This window comes from Caballeronia sp. NK8 (genome assembly GCF_018408855.1).
Taxonomy (GTDB): Bacteria; Pseudomonadota; Gammaproteobacteria; order Burkholderiales; family Burkholderiaceae; genus Caballeronia.
This window is the reverse complement of record NZ_AP024322.1, coordinates 1458581-1477573: the sequence shown is the minus strand read 5'-3', so window position 1 is coordinate 1477573 and position 18993 is coordinate 1458581. Positions and strand designations below refer to the sequence as shown.

The 18993-nt window shown below is 65.1% G+C and carries 12 protein-coding genes; 6 read left to right on the top strand and 6 right to left on the bottom strand.

Annotation, left to right across the window (positions count from 1 at the left end; genetic code table 11):
- Positions 1 to 65 precede the first annotated feature (65 nt).
- The 4 genes from NK8_RS07100 to NK8_RS07085 form a co-directional block, all read right to left on the bottom strand.
- Complete coding sequence (locus NK8_RS07100; RefSeq protein WP_213228341.1) at positions 66 to 1244, bottom strand: acetyl-CoA C-acyltransferase; 1179 nt, start codon at positions 1242 to 1244, stop codon at positions 66 to 68.
- Entirely contained in the window at positions 1241 to 1891 is a 651-nt protein-coding gene (pncA, locus tag NK8_RS07095; RefSeq protein ID WP_213228339.1) for a bifunctional nicotinamidase/pyrazinamidase, read from the bottom strand. The genes NK8_RS07100 and pncA overlap by 4 nt, the downstream gene beginning before the upstream one ends.
- Positions 1884 to 3968 carry a 3-hydroxyacyl-CoA dehydrogenase NAD-binding domain-containing protein gene (locus NK8_RS07090; protein ID WP_213228338.1) on the bottom strand — a complete coding sequence of 695 codons (2085 nt, stop codon included), beginning with the start codon at positions 3966 to 3968 and terminating at the stop codon, positions 1884 to 1886. Before NK8_RS07090 ends, pncA begins: the two co-directional genes overlap by 8 nt.
- Positions 3969 to 4138: 170 nt before the next feature.
- A complete protein-coding gene (locus NK8_RS07085; protein ID WP_213228336.1) occupies positions 4139 to 5797 on the bottom strand; it encodes a 3-(methylthio)propionyl-CoA ligase in 1659 nt (552 codons plus the stop codon).
- A 163-nt stretch (positions 5798 to 5960) separates the two neighbouring features.
- On the opposite strand from NK8_RS07085, the gene NK8_RS07080 reads away from it, so the two are divergent.
- From NK8_RS07080 to NK8_RS07060, 5 genes are all read left to right on the top strand, one after another.
- Positions 5961 to 7487, top strand: coding sequence for a YdiU family protein (locus NK8_RS07080; RefSeq protein ID WP_213228535.1), 1527 nt, complete (start codon positions 5961 to 5963; stop codon positions 7485 to 7487).
- A gap of 48 nt (positions 7488 to 7535) precedes the next feature.
- On the top strand, positions 7536 to 7952 hold the full coding sequence (gene msrB / locus NK8_RS07075) for a peptide-methionine (R)-S-oxide reductase MsrB (protein ID WP_162065601.1): 417 nt from the start codon (positions 7536 to 7538) through the stop codon (positions 7950 to 7952).
- Between the two features lie 131 nt (positions 7953 to 8083).
- On the top strand, positions 8084 to 8620 hold the full coding sequence (locus NK8_RS07070) for a septation protein A (protein ID WP_061176127.1): 537 nt from the start codon (positions 8084 to 8086) through the stop codon (positions 8618 to 8620).
- The gene (locus tag NK8_RS07065; protein ID WP_213228334.1) at positions 8617 to 8931 is read left to right on the top strand and encodes a BolA family transcriptional regulator; all 315 of its coding nucleotides are present in this window, start codon (positions 8617 to 8619) and stop codon (positions 8929 to 8931) included. The genes NK8_RS07070 and NK8_RS07065 overlap by 4 nt, the downstream gene beginning before the upstream one ends.
- An 83-nt stretch (positions 8932 to 9014) precedes the next feature.
- Complete coding sequence (locus NK8_RS07060; RefSeq protein WP_213228332.1) at positions 9015 to 9797, top strand: peptidylprolyl isomerase; 783 nt, start codon at positions 9015 to 9017, stop codon at positions 9795 to 9797.
- An 81-nt stretch (positions 9798 to 9878) separates the two neighbouring features.
- Here the strand turns inward: NK8_RS07060 and NK8_RS07055 are convergent, their stop codons facing one another.
- Entirely contained in the window at positions 9879 to 12311 is a 2433-nt protein-coding gene (locus NK8_RS07055; RefSeq protein ID WP_213228330.1) for a family 20 glycosylhydrolase, read from the bottom strand.
- A gap of 865 nt (positions 12312 to 13176) precedes the next feature.
- On the bottom strand, positions 13177 to 17214 hold the full coding sequence (purL, locus tag NK8_RS07050) for a phosphoribosylformylglycinamidine synthase (RefSeq protein WP_213228328.1): 4038 nt from the start codon (positions 17212 to 17214) through the stop codon (positions 13177 to 13179).
- 464 nt (positions 17215 to 17678) lie between these two features.
- On the opposite strand from purL, the gene NK8_RS07045 reads away from it, so the two are divergent.
- Positions 17679 to 18971, top strand: coding sequence for an FAD-dependent oxidoreductase (locus NK8_RS07045; protein WP_162065597.1), 1293 nt, complete (start codon positions 17679 to 17681; stop codon positions 18969 to 18971).
- The last annotated feature ends 22 nt before the right edge of the window (positions 18972 to 18993 follow it).

Genomic DNA, 18993 nt, shown 5'->3' with positions numbered 1-18993 from the left:
CTCCTGTTTTCGAACGAGAACTGAAGCGTAGCAAAAATCGCCGTGCGCCGAGGAACGCGCAACCGTCACACGATTTCGAACAAGCCCGCTGCGCCCTGGCCGCCGCCGATGCACATCGTGACCACGACGAACTTCGCGCCGCGCCGCTTGCCCTCGATGAGCGCATGCCCCGTCAAACGCGCGCCCGACACGCCATACGGATGCCCGACCGCGATCGCGCCGCCGTTCACGTTCAGGCGCTCGTCGGGAATGCCCAGCGTGTCGCGGCAGTGGAGCACCTGCACGGCGAAGGCTTCGTTCAATTCCCACAGGCCGATATCGTCGACGGACAGGCCGGCACGCTTCAACAGCTTCGGCACCGCGAACACCGGACCGATGCCCATTTCGTCCGGCTCGCAGCCCGCGACCGCGAAGCCGCGGAAGATGCCGAGCGGAGCAAGCCCTTCTTTCTCGGCGAGCGCCGCGCTCATCACGACGCACGCCGATGCGCCATCGGAAAACTGGCTCGCGTTGCCCGCCGTGACGACGCCGCCCGGCAGCGCGGTGCGGATGTTCGATACGCCTTCGAGCGTGGTGTCGGCGCGGATGCCTTCGTCGGCGGCGAGCGTCACTTCCTTCGTGAACATGCGCCCCGTCGCTTTGTCCGCGATGCCGGCGAGCACGGTGATCGGCACGATTTCTTCGGCGAATCTGCCCGCCGCGTGCGCCGCCGCCGCGCGTTGTTGCGAACGCACGCCGTATTCGTCCTGCCGCGCTTTCGATATCTCGTAGCGCTTCGCGACATTCTCGGCTGTCTGCAGCATCGACCAGTAGATTTCGGGCTTGTGCTGGTTCAGCCAGCCATCGGTCAGCATGTGGCGGTTCATCTCGTTCTGCACGCACGAGATCGATTCGACGCCGCCCGCGACGTACACATCGCCCTCGCCCGCCATCACGCGCTGCGCGGCGAGCGCGATCGTCTGCAGGCCCGACGAGCAGAAGCGGTTCACCGTCATGCCCGGCACGGAAACCGGCAAGCCCGCGCGCAACGCGATCTGCCGCGCGATGTTCATGCCCGTCGCGCCTTCGGGATTCGCGCAGCCCATGATGACGTCTTCGACGCGCGCCGGATCGATGCCCGCGCGCTCGACGACGGCCTTCGTCACATGGCCGCCGAGCGTCGCGCCGTGGGTCATGTTGAGCGCGCCGCGCCACGATTTGGCGAGCGCGGTGCGCGCCGTCGCTACGATGACTGCATCGGTCATGTCGTCTCCCTTGCTTTCAATACGTCGTCCGAATTCAAGCGTTGCACGCCCGCAGCGAGCATGTCGCGCCACGCCTGGTCGAGCGAGCCGTTCAGGTCGATGGCACGGCACGCGTCCTCGATCACGATGACCTCGAAGCCCGCCGCGCGCGCATCGAGCGCGGACCACGCGACGCAATAGTCGGTCGCGAGTCCCGCGAGCCACACGCGCTTCGCACCGACATCGCGCAGATAGCCTTCGAGGCCTGTCGGCGTCGCACGATCCGCTTCGATAAACGCCGAGTAGCTATCGACGTGCTCGTGATGCCCCTTGCGAATCACGAGGCGCGCGTGGGGCACATGCAGATCGCGATGCAGCGCCGCGCCTTGCGTGTCCTGCACGCAATGCACCGGCCACAAGACCTGTTCGCCGTAGGGCAGCGTCATCATCTCGAACGGCTGGCGGCCCGCGTGATTCGCGGCGAACGAGACGTGCGAGCGCGGATGCCAGTCCTGCGTCAGCACGACGTGCGAGAACGCGCGCGCGAGCCGGTTGACGACCGGCACGACTTCATCGCCGCGTGCGACGGCGAGCGCGCCGCCCGGCATGAAGTCGTACTGCACATCGACGACGAGGAATACATCTTCAACGGGTTTCGTCTCAGTCATTGAAGCGTCCATTCGATTGCGCGAGTTCGGTCACGCGCGCGGCAGGCTGCCACGCTTCGCCGTTGGCCTGCTTCGCGTACTTGCGCATCGCGCGCTCCACGTTGTAGAGGCCGATGGTGTCCGCGTAGAGCATCGGACCACCGCGCCAGAGTGGAAAGCCATAGCCCGTCAGATAGACCATGTCGATATCCGACGCCTTGCCGGCGATGCCTTCGTCGAGAATCTTCGCGCCTTCGTTGACGAGCGCGAGCACGAGACGCTCGACGATCTCTTCATCGCCGATCCTGCGCCGCTCGATGCCCTGCTCCTTCGAATACGCGACGATCATTTCATCGACGTGTTTCGACGGCGCCGCATCGCGCTTGCCCGGCTGATAGTCGTACCAGCCCGCGCCGGTCTTCTGTCCGAAGCGGCCCGTTTCGCAGAGACGATCCGCGACGCGCGAGTAATGCAGATCCGGCTGCTCCCGATAGCGGCGCTTCCGGATCGCCCAGCCGATGTCGTTGCCCGCGAGATCGCTCATGCGAAACGGGCCCATCGCGAAGCCGAAGGTCTCGATCGCGCGATCGATCTGCGCGGGCAACGCGCCTTCTTCGAGCATGAAGAGCGCCTGCCGGATGTACTGCTCGATCATGCGGTTGCCGATGAAGCCATCGCACACGCCCGACAGCACCGCCGTCTTTTTGATTTTCTTTGCGAGCTGCATGACGGTCGCGAGCACGTCCTTCTCGGTCTTCGCGCCGCGCACGACTTCGAGCAGCTTCATCACGTTCGCGGGGCTGAAGAAGTGCATGCCGATCACATCGCCGGGGCGCTTCGTGAAGGCAGCGATGCGGTTCAGATCGAGCGTCGACGTATTCGATGCGAGGATCGCGCCCGGCTTCGCGACGTCATCGAGCTGGCGGAACACCTGTTCCTTCACGCTCAGCTCTTCGAACACGGCTTCGATGATGAGGTCCGCGTGCGCGAGGTCGGCATAGGCAAGCGTCGGCTGAATCAGCGCGATGCGCGTTTCGACCTGCTCCTGCGTGAGCTTGCCTTTCTTCATTTGCGCTTCGTAGTTGCGGCGAATCGTGGCGATGCCGCGATCGAGCGCGTCCTGCTTCGTTTCTAGCAGCGTGACGGGCAGCCCCGCGTTGAGGAAGTTCATCGCGATGCCGCCGCCCATCGTGCCCGCGCCGATCACGCCGATGCGCTCGATCTTCCTGACGGGCGTATTCGACGGCACATCGGCGATCTTGGCCGCCGCACGCTCGCCGAAGAACGCATGCCGCAGCGCGCGGCTTTCGGGCGTCTGCACGAGCGCGAGAAAGCACTCGCGCTCGAATGCGAGGCCGCGCTCGAAGCCTTCCTTCACGCCCTTTTCGACGGCGTCGATGCACTTGTGCGGCGCCGGGAAATGCTTCGCGACCGCCGCAACGCCGTTCCTCGCGAACTGGATAAAGCCTTCGGCATTCGGATGTTCGATATTGCGATCGCGCACCTTTGGATAAGGAGCGCCGCGATCGGCGACGCGCTGTGCGAACGACAGCGCGTGCTCCAGCAGATCGCCTTCGGCGAGTTCGTCGAAGAGCGCGGTCTGCGCGAGTTTCTCCGACAGCACCGGCGTGCCGGACACGATCATGTTCAGCGCCGTTTCCAGTCCGACCACGCGCGGCAGGCGCTGCGTGCCGCCCGCGCCGGGCAGCAAACCGAGCTTCACTTCCGGCAGCGCGATCTGCGCGCCGGGCGCGGCGATGCGGTAATGTGCGCCGAGCGCGAGTTCGAGGCCGCCGCCCATCGCGACCGCGTGGATCGCCGCGATCACGGGCTTGGTGCTCGCTTCGAGCGCCTTGATCACGGTCATGAGCGTCGGCTCTTGCGTGGCTTTCGGCGTGTTGAATTCGGTGATGTCCGCACCGCCCGAAAACGCCTTGCCCGCGCCGATGATGACGATGGCGCGCACCTGCTCATCATCGTTTGCGCGCCCGATGCCTTCGACGATGCCGAGGCGCGTCGAATGCCCGAGCCCGTTGACGGGCGGATTGTCGAGCGTAAGAACGGCGACATCGCCGCGTATCGCGTAATCCACTGCCATGAAGGTGTCTCCTTGTCGGCTGGATACTGATTCAATTGTCGGTGATGGCCGCAGAATACACAAAAAAGCACGATCGTTCAATTGAAGAATTCGCGCTCATCGTGGTGCTGGAAAGGCAGAAAGCCCCGGCTCCGCTCGCGCGGACCGGGGCGTTGAAAAGGCTATTGGCGTTAAACGGGATTCTCTGCCGCGCCCGGCAGCACGTAATCGCGATACTGCTCGCGCAGCCGCACTTTTTGCAGCTTGCCAGTTGCGGTATGCGGCAATTCCTGCGCGAACACGACATCGTCCGGAATCCACCACTTCGCGACCTTGCCCTCGAAATGCGCGAGCAGTTCCTCGCGCGTCACGGTCGCGCCCGGCTTCAGTACCGCGACGATCAGCGGCCGCTCCGTCCACTTCGGATGCGAGCACGCGATGCACGCCGCTTCCGCCACCTGCGGATGCGACACCGCGACGTTCTCCAGATCGATCGAGCTGATCCATTCGCCGCCGGACTTGATCACGTCCTTGCTGCGGTCGGTGATGTGCATGAAGCCATCCTGATCGATGGTGGCGACATCGCCGGTAGGGAACCAGCCATCGATGAGCGGCGAGTCGTCGCGACGGAAATAGCGGTCGATGACCCACGGCCCGCGCACATGCAGATCGCCGAAGGACTGGCCGTCCCACGGGAGTTCGCGGCCGTCGTCGCCGACCACTTTCATGTCGACGCCGCAGATCGCGTGGCCCTGCTTTTCCAGCGACTGGCGCTGCGCTTCGAGCGGGCGCTGCTTCTGCTTGAAGGAGAGGCGCGAGAGCGTGCCGAGCGGCGACATCTCCGTCATGCCCCACGCGTGGATCACCTGCACGCCGTAGTCTTCCTCGAAGGTGCGCAGCATCGCGGGCGGGCACGCCGAGCCGCCGATCACCGTGCGCCTGAGCGTCGAGAAGCGCACGTTCTGCTGTTTCATGTGGGCGAGCAGGCCCATCCAGACTGTCGGCACGCCGGCCGAATAGGTGACGCCCTCCGCTTCCATCAATTCATAGAGCGACTTGCCGTCGAGGTCCTTGCCGGGAAACACGAGCTTCGCGCCGACGAGCGGTCCGGCGTGCGGAATGCCCCATGCGTTGACATGGAACATCGGCACGACGGGAAGAATCGCATCGCTCGCCGATGCGCCCATTGCGTCGGGCAGCGCCGCGCCGTAGGCGTGCAGCACCGTCGATCGATGCGAATACAGCGCGCCCTTCGGATTGCCCGTCGTGCCCGACGTGTAGCAGAGAAACGAAGCCTGCCGTTCATCGAGCACCGGCCATTCGTAGTCGCCGTCCTGCTCGCCGATCAGGCTCTCGTAGCTCATCACCGGCACGCTCATGTTCGACAGATGCTCGCCGATGCACGCGGCGTCGCCGAGCGCGATCCAGCCTTTCACGTTCGGGCACTGCGGCGCGATCAGCTCGACGAGCGGGCCGAAGGTCATGTCGAAACAGACGTACGAATCGTCCGCGTGATCGATGATGAACGCGATCTGATCGGGAAAGAGACGCGGATTGATCGTGTGGCAGACCGCGCCCATGCCGCTCACGCCGTAGTAGCACTCCAGATGCCGGTAGCCGTTCCACGCGAGCGTGCCGATGCGCTCGCCCTGTTCGACGCCGAGCGCGATCAGCGCCTGCGCGAGCTGCTTCGCGCGCTTTTCGCAATCGCGATAGGTATAACGGTGGATATCGCCTTCGATGCGGCGCGACACGATCTCGTTGTCGCCGAAGTGGCGCGAGGCATAAGACAGCAGGGACGACGCGAGCAACGGTACTTCCATCATCTGGCCGTAGAGCGGCGACGTCATAGGCAATGTCCTCGATGGGTTGGCGGCCGCGCTCCTGCAGGCCCGCGGACGCGGAATTACAATATCGTTTAACTCAGAGGCGCTCAATATGTCGTTTTCCCCAAGCAATGCCGTGCGCGCGGCGCGCGACGAGACGCCCGCCGATGCGCGCTCCGCGCGTTCCATGCGCGAAATTGCGAGCGCGGTCGAGGCCGGTTTGCCGGGCTCGTTCGCCGCGCTCGGCAGCGCTTTTCTCACGCGCCTTCCCGCCGCGCCGGTGCCCGATCCTTACCTCATCGGCCTGTCGCGGGAGATGGCCGAATCGCTCGGTTTCGATCCGGATATCGCCACCGGTCCTGAAAAGGATGAATTCGCAACGTACTTCGCCGGCAATCCGACGCGCGACTGGGCGGGCGACGCGTTGCCCTATGCCGCTGTCTATTCGGGGCATCAGTTCGGCGTGTGGGCGGGCCAGTTGGGCGATGGCCGCGCGCTCACGCTCGGCGAAGTCCAGCACGACGGCGCGCGCGTCGAAGTGCAACTGAAGGGCGCGGGCCGCACGCCGTATTCGCGCATGGGCGATGGCCGCGCGGTGCTGCGCTCGTCGATCCGCGAGTTCCTGTGTTCGGAAGCGATGCATCATCTCGGCATCCCGACGACGCGCGCGCTTGCCGTCATCGGCTCGGATCTGCCGGTGCGCCGCGAGACCATCGAAACGGCGGCGATCGTCACGCGCGTATCGCCGAGCTTCGTGCGCTTCGGCCACTTCGAGCATTTCTACGCGAACGATCGCATCGACGATCTGCGCAAGCTCGCCGATCACGTCATCGACCGTTTCTATCCGCATTGCAGGGAGCAGGACGATCCCTACCTCGCGCTGCTCGATGAAGCTGTGCGCTCCACGGCCGATCTGATGCCGCAATGGCAAGGCGTAGGCTTCTGCCACGGCGTGATGAACACCGACAACATGTCGATCCTCGGCCTCACGATCGACTATGGGCCGTTCGGCTTCATGGACGCGTTCAACGCGCATCACATCTGCAATCATTCGGATACGCAGGGACGCTATGCGTATGGCCGCCAGCCGCAGGTCGCGTACTGGAACCTCTTTTGTCTCGCGCAGGCGCTCGTGCCGCTCTTCGGTGAAAACCTGCCGGAAGAAGGCCGCGCCGAGCGCGTGGTCGAAGAGGCGCAGAAGGTGATGGAGCGCTACAAGGAACGTTTCGCGCCCGCGCTCGTCGCTAAAATGCGCGCGAAGCTCGGCCTCGATATCGAGCGCGAAGGCGACGACAAGCTCGCCAACGGGCTCTTCGAAATCATGCATGCGAATCGCGCGGACTTCACGCTCACGTTCCGGAACTTGTCGAAGCTCTCGAAATCCGACGCGAGTCACGATGCGCCCGTGCGCGACCTGTTCCTCGACCGCGCCGCGTTCGATGCGTGGGCCGCGCAGTATCGCGAACGGCTCGCGCACGAGCCGCGCAACGACGCCGCGCGCGCCGAGGCGATGAATCGCGTGAACCCGAAGTACGTGCTGCGCAATCATCTGGCGGAACAGGCGATCCGTCAGGCCAACGAGAAGGACTTTTCGGAAGTCGCGCGCCTCTTGGACGTGCTGCGCCATCCGTACGACGAACAGCCCCAGTACGAGGCCTATGCCGGCCTGCCGCCGGACTGGGCGGGCGATCTCGAAGTCAGTTGTTCTTCTTAGGATCGCCCTCATATACAGGGCCTTGCGGCCACATCAAAGGAACGACAGATGAGCAGAGAAGACACCCCGACGAGCTATCCGCTGCAAAAGGACGACGCCACTTATCGCCGCGAACTCGACGACATGCAGTATCAGGTCACGCGCCACGCGGTGACCGAGCGGCCGTTCACCGGCAAATACTGGGATCACGACGAGCGCGGCGTCTATGACTGCGTGTGCTGCGGCACGCCGCTGTTCGAATCCGCCACGAAATTCGACGCCGGCTGCGGCTGGCCGAGCTACTTCAAGCCGATCAACGGCGAAGTGATTCAGGAGAAAACGGACCGCACGCACGGCATGCTGCGCATCGAAGTGCTGTGCAAGAATTGCGGCGCGCATCTCGGCCACGTATTCGAGGACGGCCCCGCGCCGACCGGTTTGCGGTATTGCATCAACTCGGCTGCGCTACAATTCGAACCCAAGTAAGCGCGAGTCCGGCACGGGGCGCCCGGTAGCGCTCCGCATTCCGTCGCATCGACGCCCGCACCTTTTCCGGTCGGGCGCTCGCCACTCGCGCGCCCCGCACCGCATCCGGTGCCCATCATCTCCGGCCGCCAATGAAATTTCTGTTCGATCTGTTTCCGATCATCCTCTTTTTCGTCGCATTCAAGGTATGGGGCATCTATACCGCGACGGCGGTCGCGATTGCCGCGACGCTCGTGCAGATCGCCTGGGTTGCGTTCCGGCATCGCAAGGTCGATGCGATGCTGTGGGTCAGTCTCGGCGTGGTCGTCGTGTTCGGCGGCGCGACCCTCGTGCTGCACAACGATACCTTCATCAAATGGAAGCCGACCGCGTTGTACTGGCTCTTCGCGTTCGCGCTGATCGTCGCGCAGATCGGCTTCAGAAAGAATCTGATCGAAGCGATGATGGGCAAGCAGATCGTGTTGCCGCATCGCGTTTGGGGACAGTTGAATGTCGCGTGGGCGGTGTTCTTTGCGTTGCTCGGCATCGTGAACCTGTTCGTCGCGTATAACTTCACCACCGATCAGTGGGTGAACTTCAAGCTCTTCGGCGCGACTGGGTGTCTCGTCGTATTCATCGTCGCGCAAAGCTTCTGGCTCGCGAAATACATGAAGGAGGACGGGCAATGAGCGCATCGTTCGATTTCACGACCGCATCGGCGGCGGACAAGATCGCGCACCTCGAAGCGCGCCTGAACGCCGCACTGCAACCGCATTCGGTGCACATCGACGACGACAGCGCCGCGCACGCGGGTCATGCCGGCGCGGCGGCGGGCAGCCATTACACGGTGACGATCGTCGCGGAATGCTTTGCCGGCCGGGCGCGCGTGGCGCGACATCGACTGGTGTATGATGCGCTGGCCGAGGAAATGCGGCGCGGCGTGCACGCGCTCGCGATCCGGGCTTACACGCCGCAGGAGTTCGCCGAACAATTCCAATAGACACACGCGCGGTTCACCACTCAAGCCTTGCCTCTTTAAATCTCGCCCTTGAAGGCGTCAGTCTGCTCAGTTAGGAACCTTCGATGACTTTGAAAAAAACCCGCGTCTGGGTGTTGCTCGCTGCATTCGCGGCCGCTCCCGCGTTTGCGCAAAACATCGCCGTCGTGAACGGCACGCCGATTCCCACGTCGCGCGCCGATGCGCTCGTGAAACAGCTCGTGGCGCAGGGTCAACAGGATTCGCCGCAACTTCAGCAGGCAGTGCGCGAGGAACTCATCAACCGCGAAATCCTGATGCAGGAAGCGGCGCGCGAAGGCATCGCGTCGCGCCCCGACGTGAAGGCGCAAATCGCCGTCGCGCAGCAGACCGTGGTGCTGCGCGCGCTGATCGAAGATTTCGTGAAGAAGAACACGCCCACCGACGCCGAGGTCAAGGCGCGCTATGACCAGCTCGTCAAGCAGAACGGCGGCGGCAAGGAACTGCATCTGCATCACATCCTCGTCGAGGACGAAGCGCAGGCGAAGGATCTGATCGCGAAGATCACGGGCGGCGCAAGCTTCGAGGATCTCGCGAAGCAGTATTCGAAGGACCCGGGATCGGGCAAGAACGGCGGCGATCTGGACTGGTCGTCGCCTTCGGCTTACGTGCCCGAGTTCGGTGCAGCAGCGGAGAAGCTGAAAAAGGGTGAAGTGACGCCGCAGCCGGTGAAGACGCAGTTCGGCTGGCACGTCATCCGCCTGGATGATTCGCGTGAAGTCGCCCCGCCGCCGCTCGAGCAGGTGAAGGCGCAGATCGCGCAGCAGATTCAGCAGGAAAAGCTGCAGACGTTCGAAGAGGGTCTGCGGAACAAGGCGGTGGTGAAGTAAGCGCCCTCGCCTTTCGCGATCTTTCGCGATGCGATTCAACGACAAAGCCGCCCTCGGGCGGCTTTGTCTTTTCCAGCGCCATCAACCGCCCAGCTTCGCCCTCGTGACAGCACCCGAGCGCCCCAGCTTCGGCAACTCGCGGTTCTGCACCACGCTCAGGAAGCTCGCCCAATCCTGCGCGAGCGCGGCCTTGTCGACCTTATCGGTCTCACCGAGCTTGTAGCGCTCGCCCTGCGCGTACGGCCGCTCCCACGCCGCCCGATGCCATGCGCGCTCCGCCAGCGCGAGCAGACGCGGATACACCATGTACTCGAACTGCTGGTCCGTACGCATCACCTCGGCCCAGGCTTGTCCCTGAATGCCTTCGATGCGCGGCGCCGGTCCCGCGCTCGTCACCTCGAACGGATTGCCGTCGCGATCGGCCATGATCTCCGCGTTCTGCGGCAGATTGTCCGGCGCGAGCGAGAACGTCTTGAAGCCGTCCGTGCCGTGCGACCCCCAGTAGTAGCCGCGCTCGTGCTGATCGAACGCGTACGGGAAGTCGAAGTACAGATAGTCCGGCAGGGCGAGCACCGTCTTGTAGCCCTGACTGCTGAGCGTCTGCACGGTGTCGGACGCGCCCCAGAAGATCGTGTCCCACATCGTCACCATGGTGCTCGACGTCGCGAAATCCTGCGGACCGTTCGCATGCTTGATGCCGTCTTGCCACGCGGCCATCGTGCCGATGCCGTTCGCGTGCACGATCTGGCTCACCTGGCGCGCGAACATCGACGGCAATTCGTCAACGGATGCCACCTTGCCTGACGCGATCAGCGCCGCGCACTGCGGCGAGCGTCCCCACGGCTTGTCCTGCACCGCGAGATTCACGTGCCCCTTGCGGGGATCGGTGCCGTCGAGCGGCTGAAAGCCCGCGCCGAGCAGGATGTTCTTCGCCTCGTCGCCGCCGAAGTGCCACACGGAAAGCGGCGCGCCGGCCTCGCGATGCATCGACGCGATTTCGCCGATCACCTTCGATGCGAAACGCTGCGCGCCGGCCGAGCACGGATTGATGAAGCTGCGGCGATCGTAGAACTGGACCGTCGTCGCATTCGATGTGTCCGCCGGGTCGAGCAGCCTGTACGCGCTCGCGCTTCCCGTGTTGCCCAGCGCGCTCAGACGCTGGTAGCGCGCTTCCATCGATACGACCGCGGCGCGCGAATGCCCGGGCATGTCGATCTCGGGAATGATCTCGACGAACCGGTCCGCCGCGTAGCGCACCAGCGCGACATAGTCGGCGCGGCTCAGATAGCCGCCGCCCGAACGGTTGTCGGGTCCAGAAGCGAGTTGCGGCAGCAGGCACGTTGTTTCGGTGAGATCGTGACAACGCTTCGCGCCGATGTCGGTGAGTTCGGGCAGACCGGGAATCTCGATGCGCCAGCCTTCGTCGTCCGACAGATGCAGATGCAGCCGGTTGAGCTTGTACGCGCCCATCTGGTCGATCAGGCGGCGCAGCGTGGCGGGCTGGCGGAAGTTGCGCGCGACGTCCACGTGCATGCCGCGCAGGGCATAGCGCGGCGCGTCTTCGATCGTCATCGCCGGCACGCTGCCGCCGCCCGCGGGCGTGAGCGACAGCAGCGTCTGCACGCCGTAGAAGAGCCCGGCGGCGTCGAATGCGTCGACGTTCACGCCGCCTGGCGCGATCGTCAGGCGATAGCCGCCCGAGCGCGCGATATCGGCGGGCAGCGCGCCACCAACGATCTGCCCGTTCACACGCACGGCCGCGCCGTTCAGGCCGAGCGTCGTCACGCGCGATTTGAGCGCCGCCGTTTGCGACGACGTCAATCCCGATACCGACAGATCGATCCCGCCGACCTGCGCCGCGCCCTCGCCCGCCGTCTCGCGCAGCACGGAGGGCACGGCGCGCGCGGCGCTTTGCTGCGCAGAGGGCGGCGCGGCTTCCGCGCGGGCGCGCTGCACTTGCGCGGGCGTCGCGGCGAGCCCGGCTGCGTCGTCCGCGCTCGGCGGGATGCGGTCGACGTACTGCGTTTCGTCATCGGTATCGTTGTGCTTGAGGATGGCGGGCGTCGCATTGCCGTCAGCGACGACGTATGCGCGCGGCAACAGGTCGCTGTAGCGCTGATACCAGTATTCGCCGACGAACGGCACCTCGATGCGCTCGCCCGCGCCGAGCGCGAACGCGCCTGCGCGCGGCGTGAGCGCGTAGAGGTCGCCGGTGATGTGTTTCCACGCGAATCCGGGATGCTCGACCATCAGGATGCGGCGGATGCTGTGTACGTATAGCGTCCAGCCGCCTGACGCGAGGCTGCGACCGCCGGTGTTTTCGAGAATCAGCTTGCCGCGTGCGCAGCTCGCCCAGTCGGCGCCGAGGTCGGCGCAGTTCGTGCCGGATTTTGCGGCATCGTTGGCGTCGATCTCGACGCGTACCATCAGGTTCTCGCCGAGGGCGGCTGCGCGGGCCGTTGGTGACAGATTTGTTGCGCTTGAGTCAGAGCTGTCGCCGCAGGCTGTCGTCATCAGACACGCGGTCGCAATTAGCGCGGCTGACAATAAATTTTGCATACCTGAACATTGTTTTCGAAATTGCCTCATTTCTCCTCCGTGATTCAACGCGTCTGATGACGACGCGCTGAGGCACTATACCTGTAACTTACAGGTTGGTAATTTTGAGAAAACTGCTGGGAGGCAATGGTGAGGATATCGAAGAGTCGTCAGAGTGTCTGGCAGACTTTCGTTTTCGCTGGATCCCGTAATCGTGTCGGTTTATTGGCGTTGCCCCTGTGCGGGGCGGCACCTACTTTCTTTGCTGCTGCAAAGAAAGTAGGCAAAGAAAGCAGCTCGAGACGCCCGCGGTCACACGCAATTTGAGTGTTCTTTTCGTTGTTCGTGGGCTCTGTAGCGAGTGCCCTCGTAGGCCATCTCGGGCTTGGACCGCGCACGATCTGACGAGCTAGTCGTTTGAGCGCGCTGGTTCAGCACGAAATAGCTTCGGCACAGCGCTACGCGCTGCCGTCGGGTATGCAAGGGAAACCGACGAGAAAAGAGAAACGCAGAAGCACATGCAAACCCGATGGACCGGTCGGCCGCGTAGCGGGCCGGAGCCATTTCGTGCTGAACCAGCCACGCGAGCGGTGCGATGTGTCAGACCGTGCGCGGTCCAAGCCCGAGGTGGCCTATGAGGGCACTCGCTACAGAGGCCACGAGCGAGGAGAAGGATACCCAAATTGCGTGTGACCGCGAGCGTATCGGGCTGCTTTCTTTGCCTACTTTCTTTGCAGCAGCAAAGAAAGTAGGTGCCGCCCCGCACAGGGGCAACGCTAATAGACCGACACGATCACGGGATCCGGCGAAATCCGGCAAGGTCCGCCGAAGTCCGACCCCCTCAACCGAGGAACCGCCGCGCGTTCTGAAACACCCGCAACCACGGGCTTCCGTCAGTGGTCCAGTCATCGGGCGTCCAGCTCATCTGCACATTACGATGCACACGCTCCATATGCGGCATCAGCACCGTAAAGCGCCCATCGGGCGTCGTCACCGAGGTGATGCCCTGCGGCGAGCCGTTCGGGTTGAACGGATACTGCTCCGTCGCATTGCCGCGATGATCGACGTACCGCATCGCGACGAGCGCCTTCGCCTGATCACCCTGCTGCGAGAAGTCAGCGAAGCCTTCGCCGTGGGCGACCGCGACCGGAATGCGCGACCCTTCCATACCCGCAAAGAAGATCGACGGCGAGCTCTGCACTTCGACGAGCGAGAAACGCGCCTCGAACTGCTCCGACTTGTTGCGCGTGAACTTCGGCCAGTTCTCCGCGCCGGGGATGATCGACGCCAGGCTCGACATCATCTGGCAGCCATTGCAGATGCCGAGCGCGAAGGTGTCCGCGCGACCGAAAAACGCAGCGAACATGTCGGCAAGACGCGGGTTGAAACGGATCGTCTTGGCCCAGCCCTCGCCCGCGCCCAGCACGTCGCCGTAGGAGAAGCCGCCGCACGCAACCGCGCCCGCGAAATCGGCGAGCGTCGCGCGGCCTTCGAGCAGGTCGCTCATGTGGACATCGTGCGCGTCGAAGCCGGCGCGGTCGAATGCATAGGCCGTCTCCAGATGCGAGTTCACGCCCTGCTCGCGCAGAATCGCGACGCGTGGCCGCGCCTGCGTCGAAACGAAGGGCGCGGCGACGTCTTCGGCCAGATCGAAGGTCAGCACCGGCGCGATGCCGGGATCGGCCGCATCGAGCAGCGCGTCGTATTCGGCGTCCGCGCAGGCCGGGTTGTCGCGCAGACGCGCGATGCGCCAGCTCACCTCGCTCCACGCGCGATGCAGCTCGACACGCGGTGCATCGAAAATCTTCTTCGCATCGCGATAAATCTCGATCGCGCCGCTCTCGTTCGGCTTGCCGATCACATGCGAGCACGCCGACAGACCGTGTTCGCGCAACGCGGCCAGCACCGCGTCACGCTCCGATGCGCGCACCTGCACCACCGCGCCGAGTTCTTCGGAGAACAGCGCGCGGATCGTACGGTCTTCGCGGCGGCCGCTCGTCTGCTTGGCCCAGTCCTTCGCGTCGCCGTAGTCGGATTCGTGCTCCGCGTCGAGCGTCAGCATGTCGATGTTCAGCGACACACCCACGTGACCCGCGAACGCCATCTCGCAAACGGTCGCCCACAGGCCGCCGTCGGAGCGGTCGTGGTAGGCGAGCAGCTTGCCATCGGCGTTGAGCGCCTGGATCGCGTTGAAGAAGCGTTTGAGGTCTTCGGGATCGTCGACATCGGGCACCGTGTCGCCGACCTGCTGCGTCACTTGCGCGAGGATGCTGCCGCCCATGCGGTTGCGGCCGCGGCCCAGATCGATCGCGATCAGCACCGTGTTGGTGTCGTTCACGAGCTGGGGCGTCAGGTGACGGCGCACGTCTTCCACCGGCGCGAACGCCGAAATGATCAGCGACACCGGCGACACGACCTCGCGCGCACCGCCGCGTGCGTCCTGCCACTTCGTGCGCATCGACAGCGAATCCTTGCCGACCGGAATGCTGATGCCGAGCGCCGGGCACAGCTCCATGCCGATGGCCTTCACGGTGTCGTAGAGCGCGGCGTCTTCGCCCGCGCTGCCGCACGCGGCCATCCAGTTCGCCGACAGCTTCAGCTTGTTCAGCGACTCGATCGGCGCCGACGCGATGTTCGTCACCGCCTCGCCCACCGCCATGCGGCCCGATGCGGGCGCGTCGATGACGGCGAGCGGCGTGCGCTCGGCCATCGTCATCGCTTCGCCGCGGTAGCCCGCGTAATCCATCGTCGTCACGGCACAATCGGCGACGGGCACCTGCCACGGGCCGACGAACTGGTCGCGCGCGGTCGTGCCGCCGACCGAGCGGTCGCCGATGGTGATGAGGAAGGACTTGCTCGCGACCGTCGGATGCTTCAGCACGTCGACGGCGACTTCGGACAGCGGCAGCCCCGTCACGTCGACGGGCGTGAATTGCGCGCTCTCGCGCTTCACGTCGCGGTGCATCTTGGGCGGCTTGCCGAGCAGCACGTCCATCGGCATGTCGACGGGCTCCTGGCCGTCGTTGGCCTCGTCGATCAGTTTCAGTTGACGCTCTTCCGTCGCCACGCCGACGACGGCCACCGGGCAGCGTTCGCGCTCGCAGATCGCCTGAAACGCGGGCAGATCGGCGGGCGAAATGGCGAGCACGTAACGCTCCTGCGCTTCGTTCGACCAGATTTCACGCGGCGACAGGCCGCTTTCTTCCAGTTGCACCTTGCGCAGATCGAAGCGCGCGCCCTTGCCCGCGCCATCGACGAGTTCCGGGAACGCGTTCGAGATGCCGCCCGCGCCGACGTCGTGGATCGACAGGATCGGATTGCCCTCGCCCATCTGCCAGCAGGTGTTGATGACTTCCTGCGCGCGGCGCTGGATTTCCGGGTTGCCGCGCTGGACCGAGTCGAAGTCGAGTTCGGCGGTGTTCGCGCCGGTCGCCATCGACGATGCCGCGCCGCCGCCCATGCCGATACGCATGCCCGGCCCGCCGATCTGGATCAGCAGCGTGCCCGCCGGCAGATCGTTCTTGTGCGTGTGCTGATCCGAGATATTGCCGATGCCGCCCGCGATCATGATCGGCTTGTGATAGCCGCGCACGCGGCCCGCGACGTTCTGCTCGTAGGTGCGGAAATAGCCGCCCAGATTCGGCCGGCCGAATTCGTTGTTGAACGCGGCGGCGCCGATCGGCCCGTCGATCATGATCTGCAACGGCGACGCGATGCGCTCGGGCTTGCCATACGGCTCGTGCTGGTCGGCCGGATTGCGCGACGCGAGCGGCACGGCGGAGTCGCGCGCGTTCTCCCATTTTTCGCGCGCGTCGGGCAGATCGAGGTTCGACACGGTGAAGCCCGCGAGACCGGCCTTCGGACGCGCGCCACGGCCCGTCGCGCCTTCGTCGCGGATTTCGCCGCCGGAACCGGTCGCCGCGCCCGCGAACGGGGAAATCGCGGTCGGGTGATTGTGCGTCTCGACCTTCATCAGCGTATGCGTCAGTTCGACGTGACGCCGATACTGCTCGTCCGTGCCGCGCGGGAACCAGCGCTCGGCGACGCCGCCACGCATGACAGCCGAATTGTCCGAATATGCGACGATCGTGCCTTCGTGATTCAGCTTTTCCGTATTGCGGATCATCTGGAACAGCGACATGTCCTGCTTGTCGCCATCGATGGTCCATTCGCCGTTGAAGATCTTGTGGCGGCAATGCTCGCTGTTGGCTTGCGCGAACATCATCAGCTCGACATCGGTCGGATTGCGCTTCAGGCCTTCGAACGCGTTCACCAGATAGTCGATTTCGTCGTCGGCGAGCGCGAGGCCGAGTTCCGCGTTCGCGGCCTCGAGCGCCTTGTGTCTCGCGCCGATGATGTCGACGGTCTGCAGCGGCCTGGCGGGCAGTTCGTCGAACAGATGCAGCGCCTGTTCACGCGATGCCGCGACGCTTTCCGTCATGCGGTCGTGCAGCGCATCCGCGACGGCCGCGCGGGCTTCGTCGGACAGCGCCTTCTTGCCGCCGAGAAAGCCGCTTTTCATGATCACCGAGTACTCGACGCCGCGCTCGATGCGCCGCACCTTGTCGAGCCCGCAATGATGCGCGATGTCGGTCGCCTTGCTCGCCCACGGCGAGACCGTGCCGAAGCGCGGCACCACCATGAAGCTCTCGACGTGGCCGCGTTCCTTCGATTCCTCGAACGGCGCGCCGTAGTGCATCAGCGCCTCGATACGGCTGTTGTCATCGTCCGTGAGCGGCTCGGACGCGTTGACGAAATGCAGGAACTGGCCGCGCACGCCGACGATATTCGCGTCGATGCGGGCGAGCGTTTCGAGGAGGCGGGTCTGACGGAAATCGGAGAGGGCCGAAGCGCCGGGGAAACACGAGAAGTGGGCCATTGTGACGGTGCGTCGATGACGTCTGTGTGCCGCTCGCGCGACGCTCGCTGTTTGCAAATTCAGAAATTCGCAAATTCGGATTCGAGCACGCGATACGGCGTGAGGCGAAAGGAAGACCGCGATTATACCCCGGATGCGTCTCGAAATCGGCCCGGGCGGTCCGTCCGAGCGCCGCGCGGCAGCGGCCCGGCAACGCCGGGCGCCGCGCCGCGCATCCCGAAATCGACCTGCGCCCGCATGGCCGTGCGCGACGCAACTGCCCGCAGGCCGCATGTGTGGGCTGTTTGCCCGTCCCTGGCAAACGATTTTGGCGCTATCATGGCGCGCTTTCTTCGGGTACGGGGCGCGCCGGGTCGCGCCGCCGGACCCGTGGTTTCATCGTCAAGGCGCGCGGCATCGGGCGCTTCCGCCCGCGCGTCACGCCGCGCACCACTGCAATCTCGCGCCTTCGGGCACAAAAAGTCATGGATGTCATCGTCATCGGCGGAGGAATCGCCGGCATCGCCACCGCGTATCAGCTGCATGCGGCCGGACACCGCGTCTGCGTGATCGAGCGCCACGCGACCGTCGCGCAAGGCGCCACTTATGGTCAGGGCGGCGCGCTCCTGCCCTCGCCGCTCGATGTCTGGTTCGGGCCGACCTTCATGGCGTCGAGCCGCTCGAAGCAAAGCGGCATGGCGGTCAAGACCGGCTTCGACGCGGCCGCGCGCGATTTTCTCAAGCAACTCGCGACACTGCGCGATCCCGAAACGTTCGCCGCGCAGTACGCGCATCTGCAGCCGCTCGTCGACGAATCGCGGCGCGTGCTCGCGTCCATCGAAAGCCGTCTGGAGCTCGATTTCGAACAGCGCCGCGGCATGCTGCATGTGTTCCGCCAGCCGCGCGAGCTCGAGGAGGCGCAAACGGCCATCGACCTGCTGAAAGGCTGCGGCGTGCCGTATCGGGTACTGACGCCCGAGGAATGCGTCGCGGTCGAGCCTTCCGTGCCCGATTACCCCGAATTCGCGGGCGGCGTGCTGCTGCCCGAGGAGCGCACCGCCAACTGCCCGCTCTTCACCAAGCAACTGAAGCAGGTGCTCGAGGACGACGGCGTGCAGTTCCGCATGCAGCGCGCAGTGGCGTCGGTGCGTCTGGAGGGCGCGCGCGCCGCGGTCGAACTCGCCGATCCGAACGAAGGCAGGAAGCGCCACGCCGAGGTCGAGCTGATCACGGCCGATGCGATCGTCGTCGCGGCGGGCGTCGGCACGCCGGGGCTCATCGGCGGCATCAAGTCGGTGTCGTCGCTCTTTGCGCTGCGCGTGCACACGCTCACCGCGCCCGTCGCGTACGAGGAGCGCGCGCCGCATCTGACGGTCGTCGATTCGATCAAGCGCATCACGATGACGCGCGTAAGTCAGCGGCTGCGCGTCGCCGGCGCGGGTGTGTTCCAGAGCGCGTCCAAGGCCGATAAACCGCTCGACGCGACGCTTTCGCGCCGTGCGCTCGACATCCTCGGTCAAGGCACGCACGACTGGATTCCGGGCGCGGCGCGTGTTTCCGCCGCGCGCGCGTGGGAAGGGCTGCGTCTGATTTCCGCCGACGGGCTGCCGATCGTCGGCGCGACACGGCATCCGCGCCTGTTCGTCAACGCGGCGCACGGTCCGGCGGGCTGGGGCCTCGCCTGCGGGTCTGCTAAAGTGGTCGCGGACCTCGTTTCCGGCGTCACGCCCGATCTCCCGGCCGATACACTTGCCGCACTGAGTGTCGAACGCTTCTAGCGGCGGGCACGGTTGCTGCGCG

What these genes read in the sequence shown, in the direction of transcription:
- NK8_RS07100 (WP_213228341.1), bottom strand. Translation starts at nt 1,244, where the DNA reads ATGACCGATGCAGTCATCGTAGCGACGGCGCGCACCGCGCTCGCCAAA.
- pncA (WP_213228339.1), bottom strand. Translation starts at nt 1,891, where the DNA reads ATGACTGAGACGAAACCCGTTGAAGATGTATTCCTCGTCGTCGATGTG.
- NK8_RS07090 (WP_213228338.1), bottom strand. Translation starts at nt 3,968, where the DNA reads ATGGCAGTGGATTACGCGATACGCGGCGATGTCGCCGTTCTTACGCTC.
- NK8_RS07085 (WP_213228336.1), bottom strand. Translation starts at nt 5,797, where the DNA reads ATGACGTCGCCGCTCTACGGCCAGATGATGGAAGTACCGTTGCTCGCG.
- NK8_RS07080 (WP_213228535.1), top strand. Translation starts at nt 5,961, where the DNA reads ATGCGCGAAATTGCGAGCGCGGTCGAGGCCGGTTTGCCGGGCTCGTTC.
- msrB (WP_162065601.1), top strand. Translation starts at nt 7,536, where the DNA reads ATGAGCAGAGAAGACACCCCGACGAGCTATCCGCTGCAAAAGGACGAC.
- NK8_RS07070 (WP_061176127.1), top strand. Translation starts at nt 8,084, where the DNA reads ATGAAATTTCTGTTCGATCTGTTTCCGATCATCCTCTTTTTCGTCGCA.
- NK8_RS07065 (WP_213228334.1), top strand. Translation starts at nt 8,617, where the DNA reads ATGAGCGCATCGTTCGATTTCACGACCGCATCGGCGGCGGACAAGATC.
- NK8_RS07060 (WP_213228332.1), top strand. Translation starts at nt 9,015, where the DNA reads ATGACTTTGAAAAAAACCCGCGTCTGGGTGTTGCTCGCTGCATTCGCG.
- NK8_RS07055 (WP_213228330.1), bottom strand. Translation starts at nt 12,311, where the DNA reads ATGACGACAGCCTGCGGCGACAGCTCTGACTCAAGCGCAACAAATCTG.
- purL (WP_213228328.1), bottom strand. Translation starts at nt 17,214, where the DNA reads ATGGCCCACTTCTCGTGTTTCCCCGGCGCTTCGGCCCTCTCCGATTTC.
- NK8_RS07045 (WP_162065597.1), top strand. Translation starts at nt 17,679, where the DNA reads ATGGATGTCATCGTCATCGGCGGAGGAATCGCCGGCATCGCCACCGCG.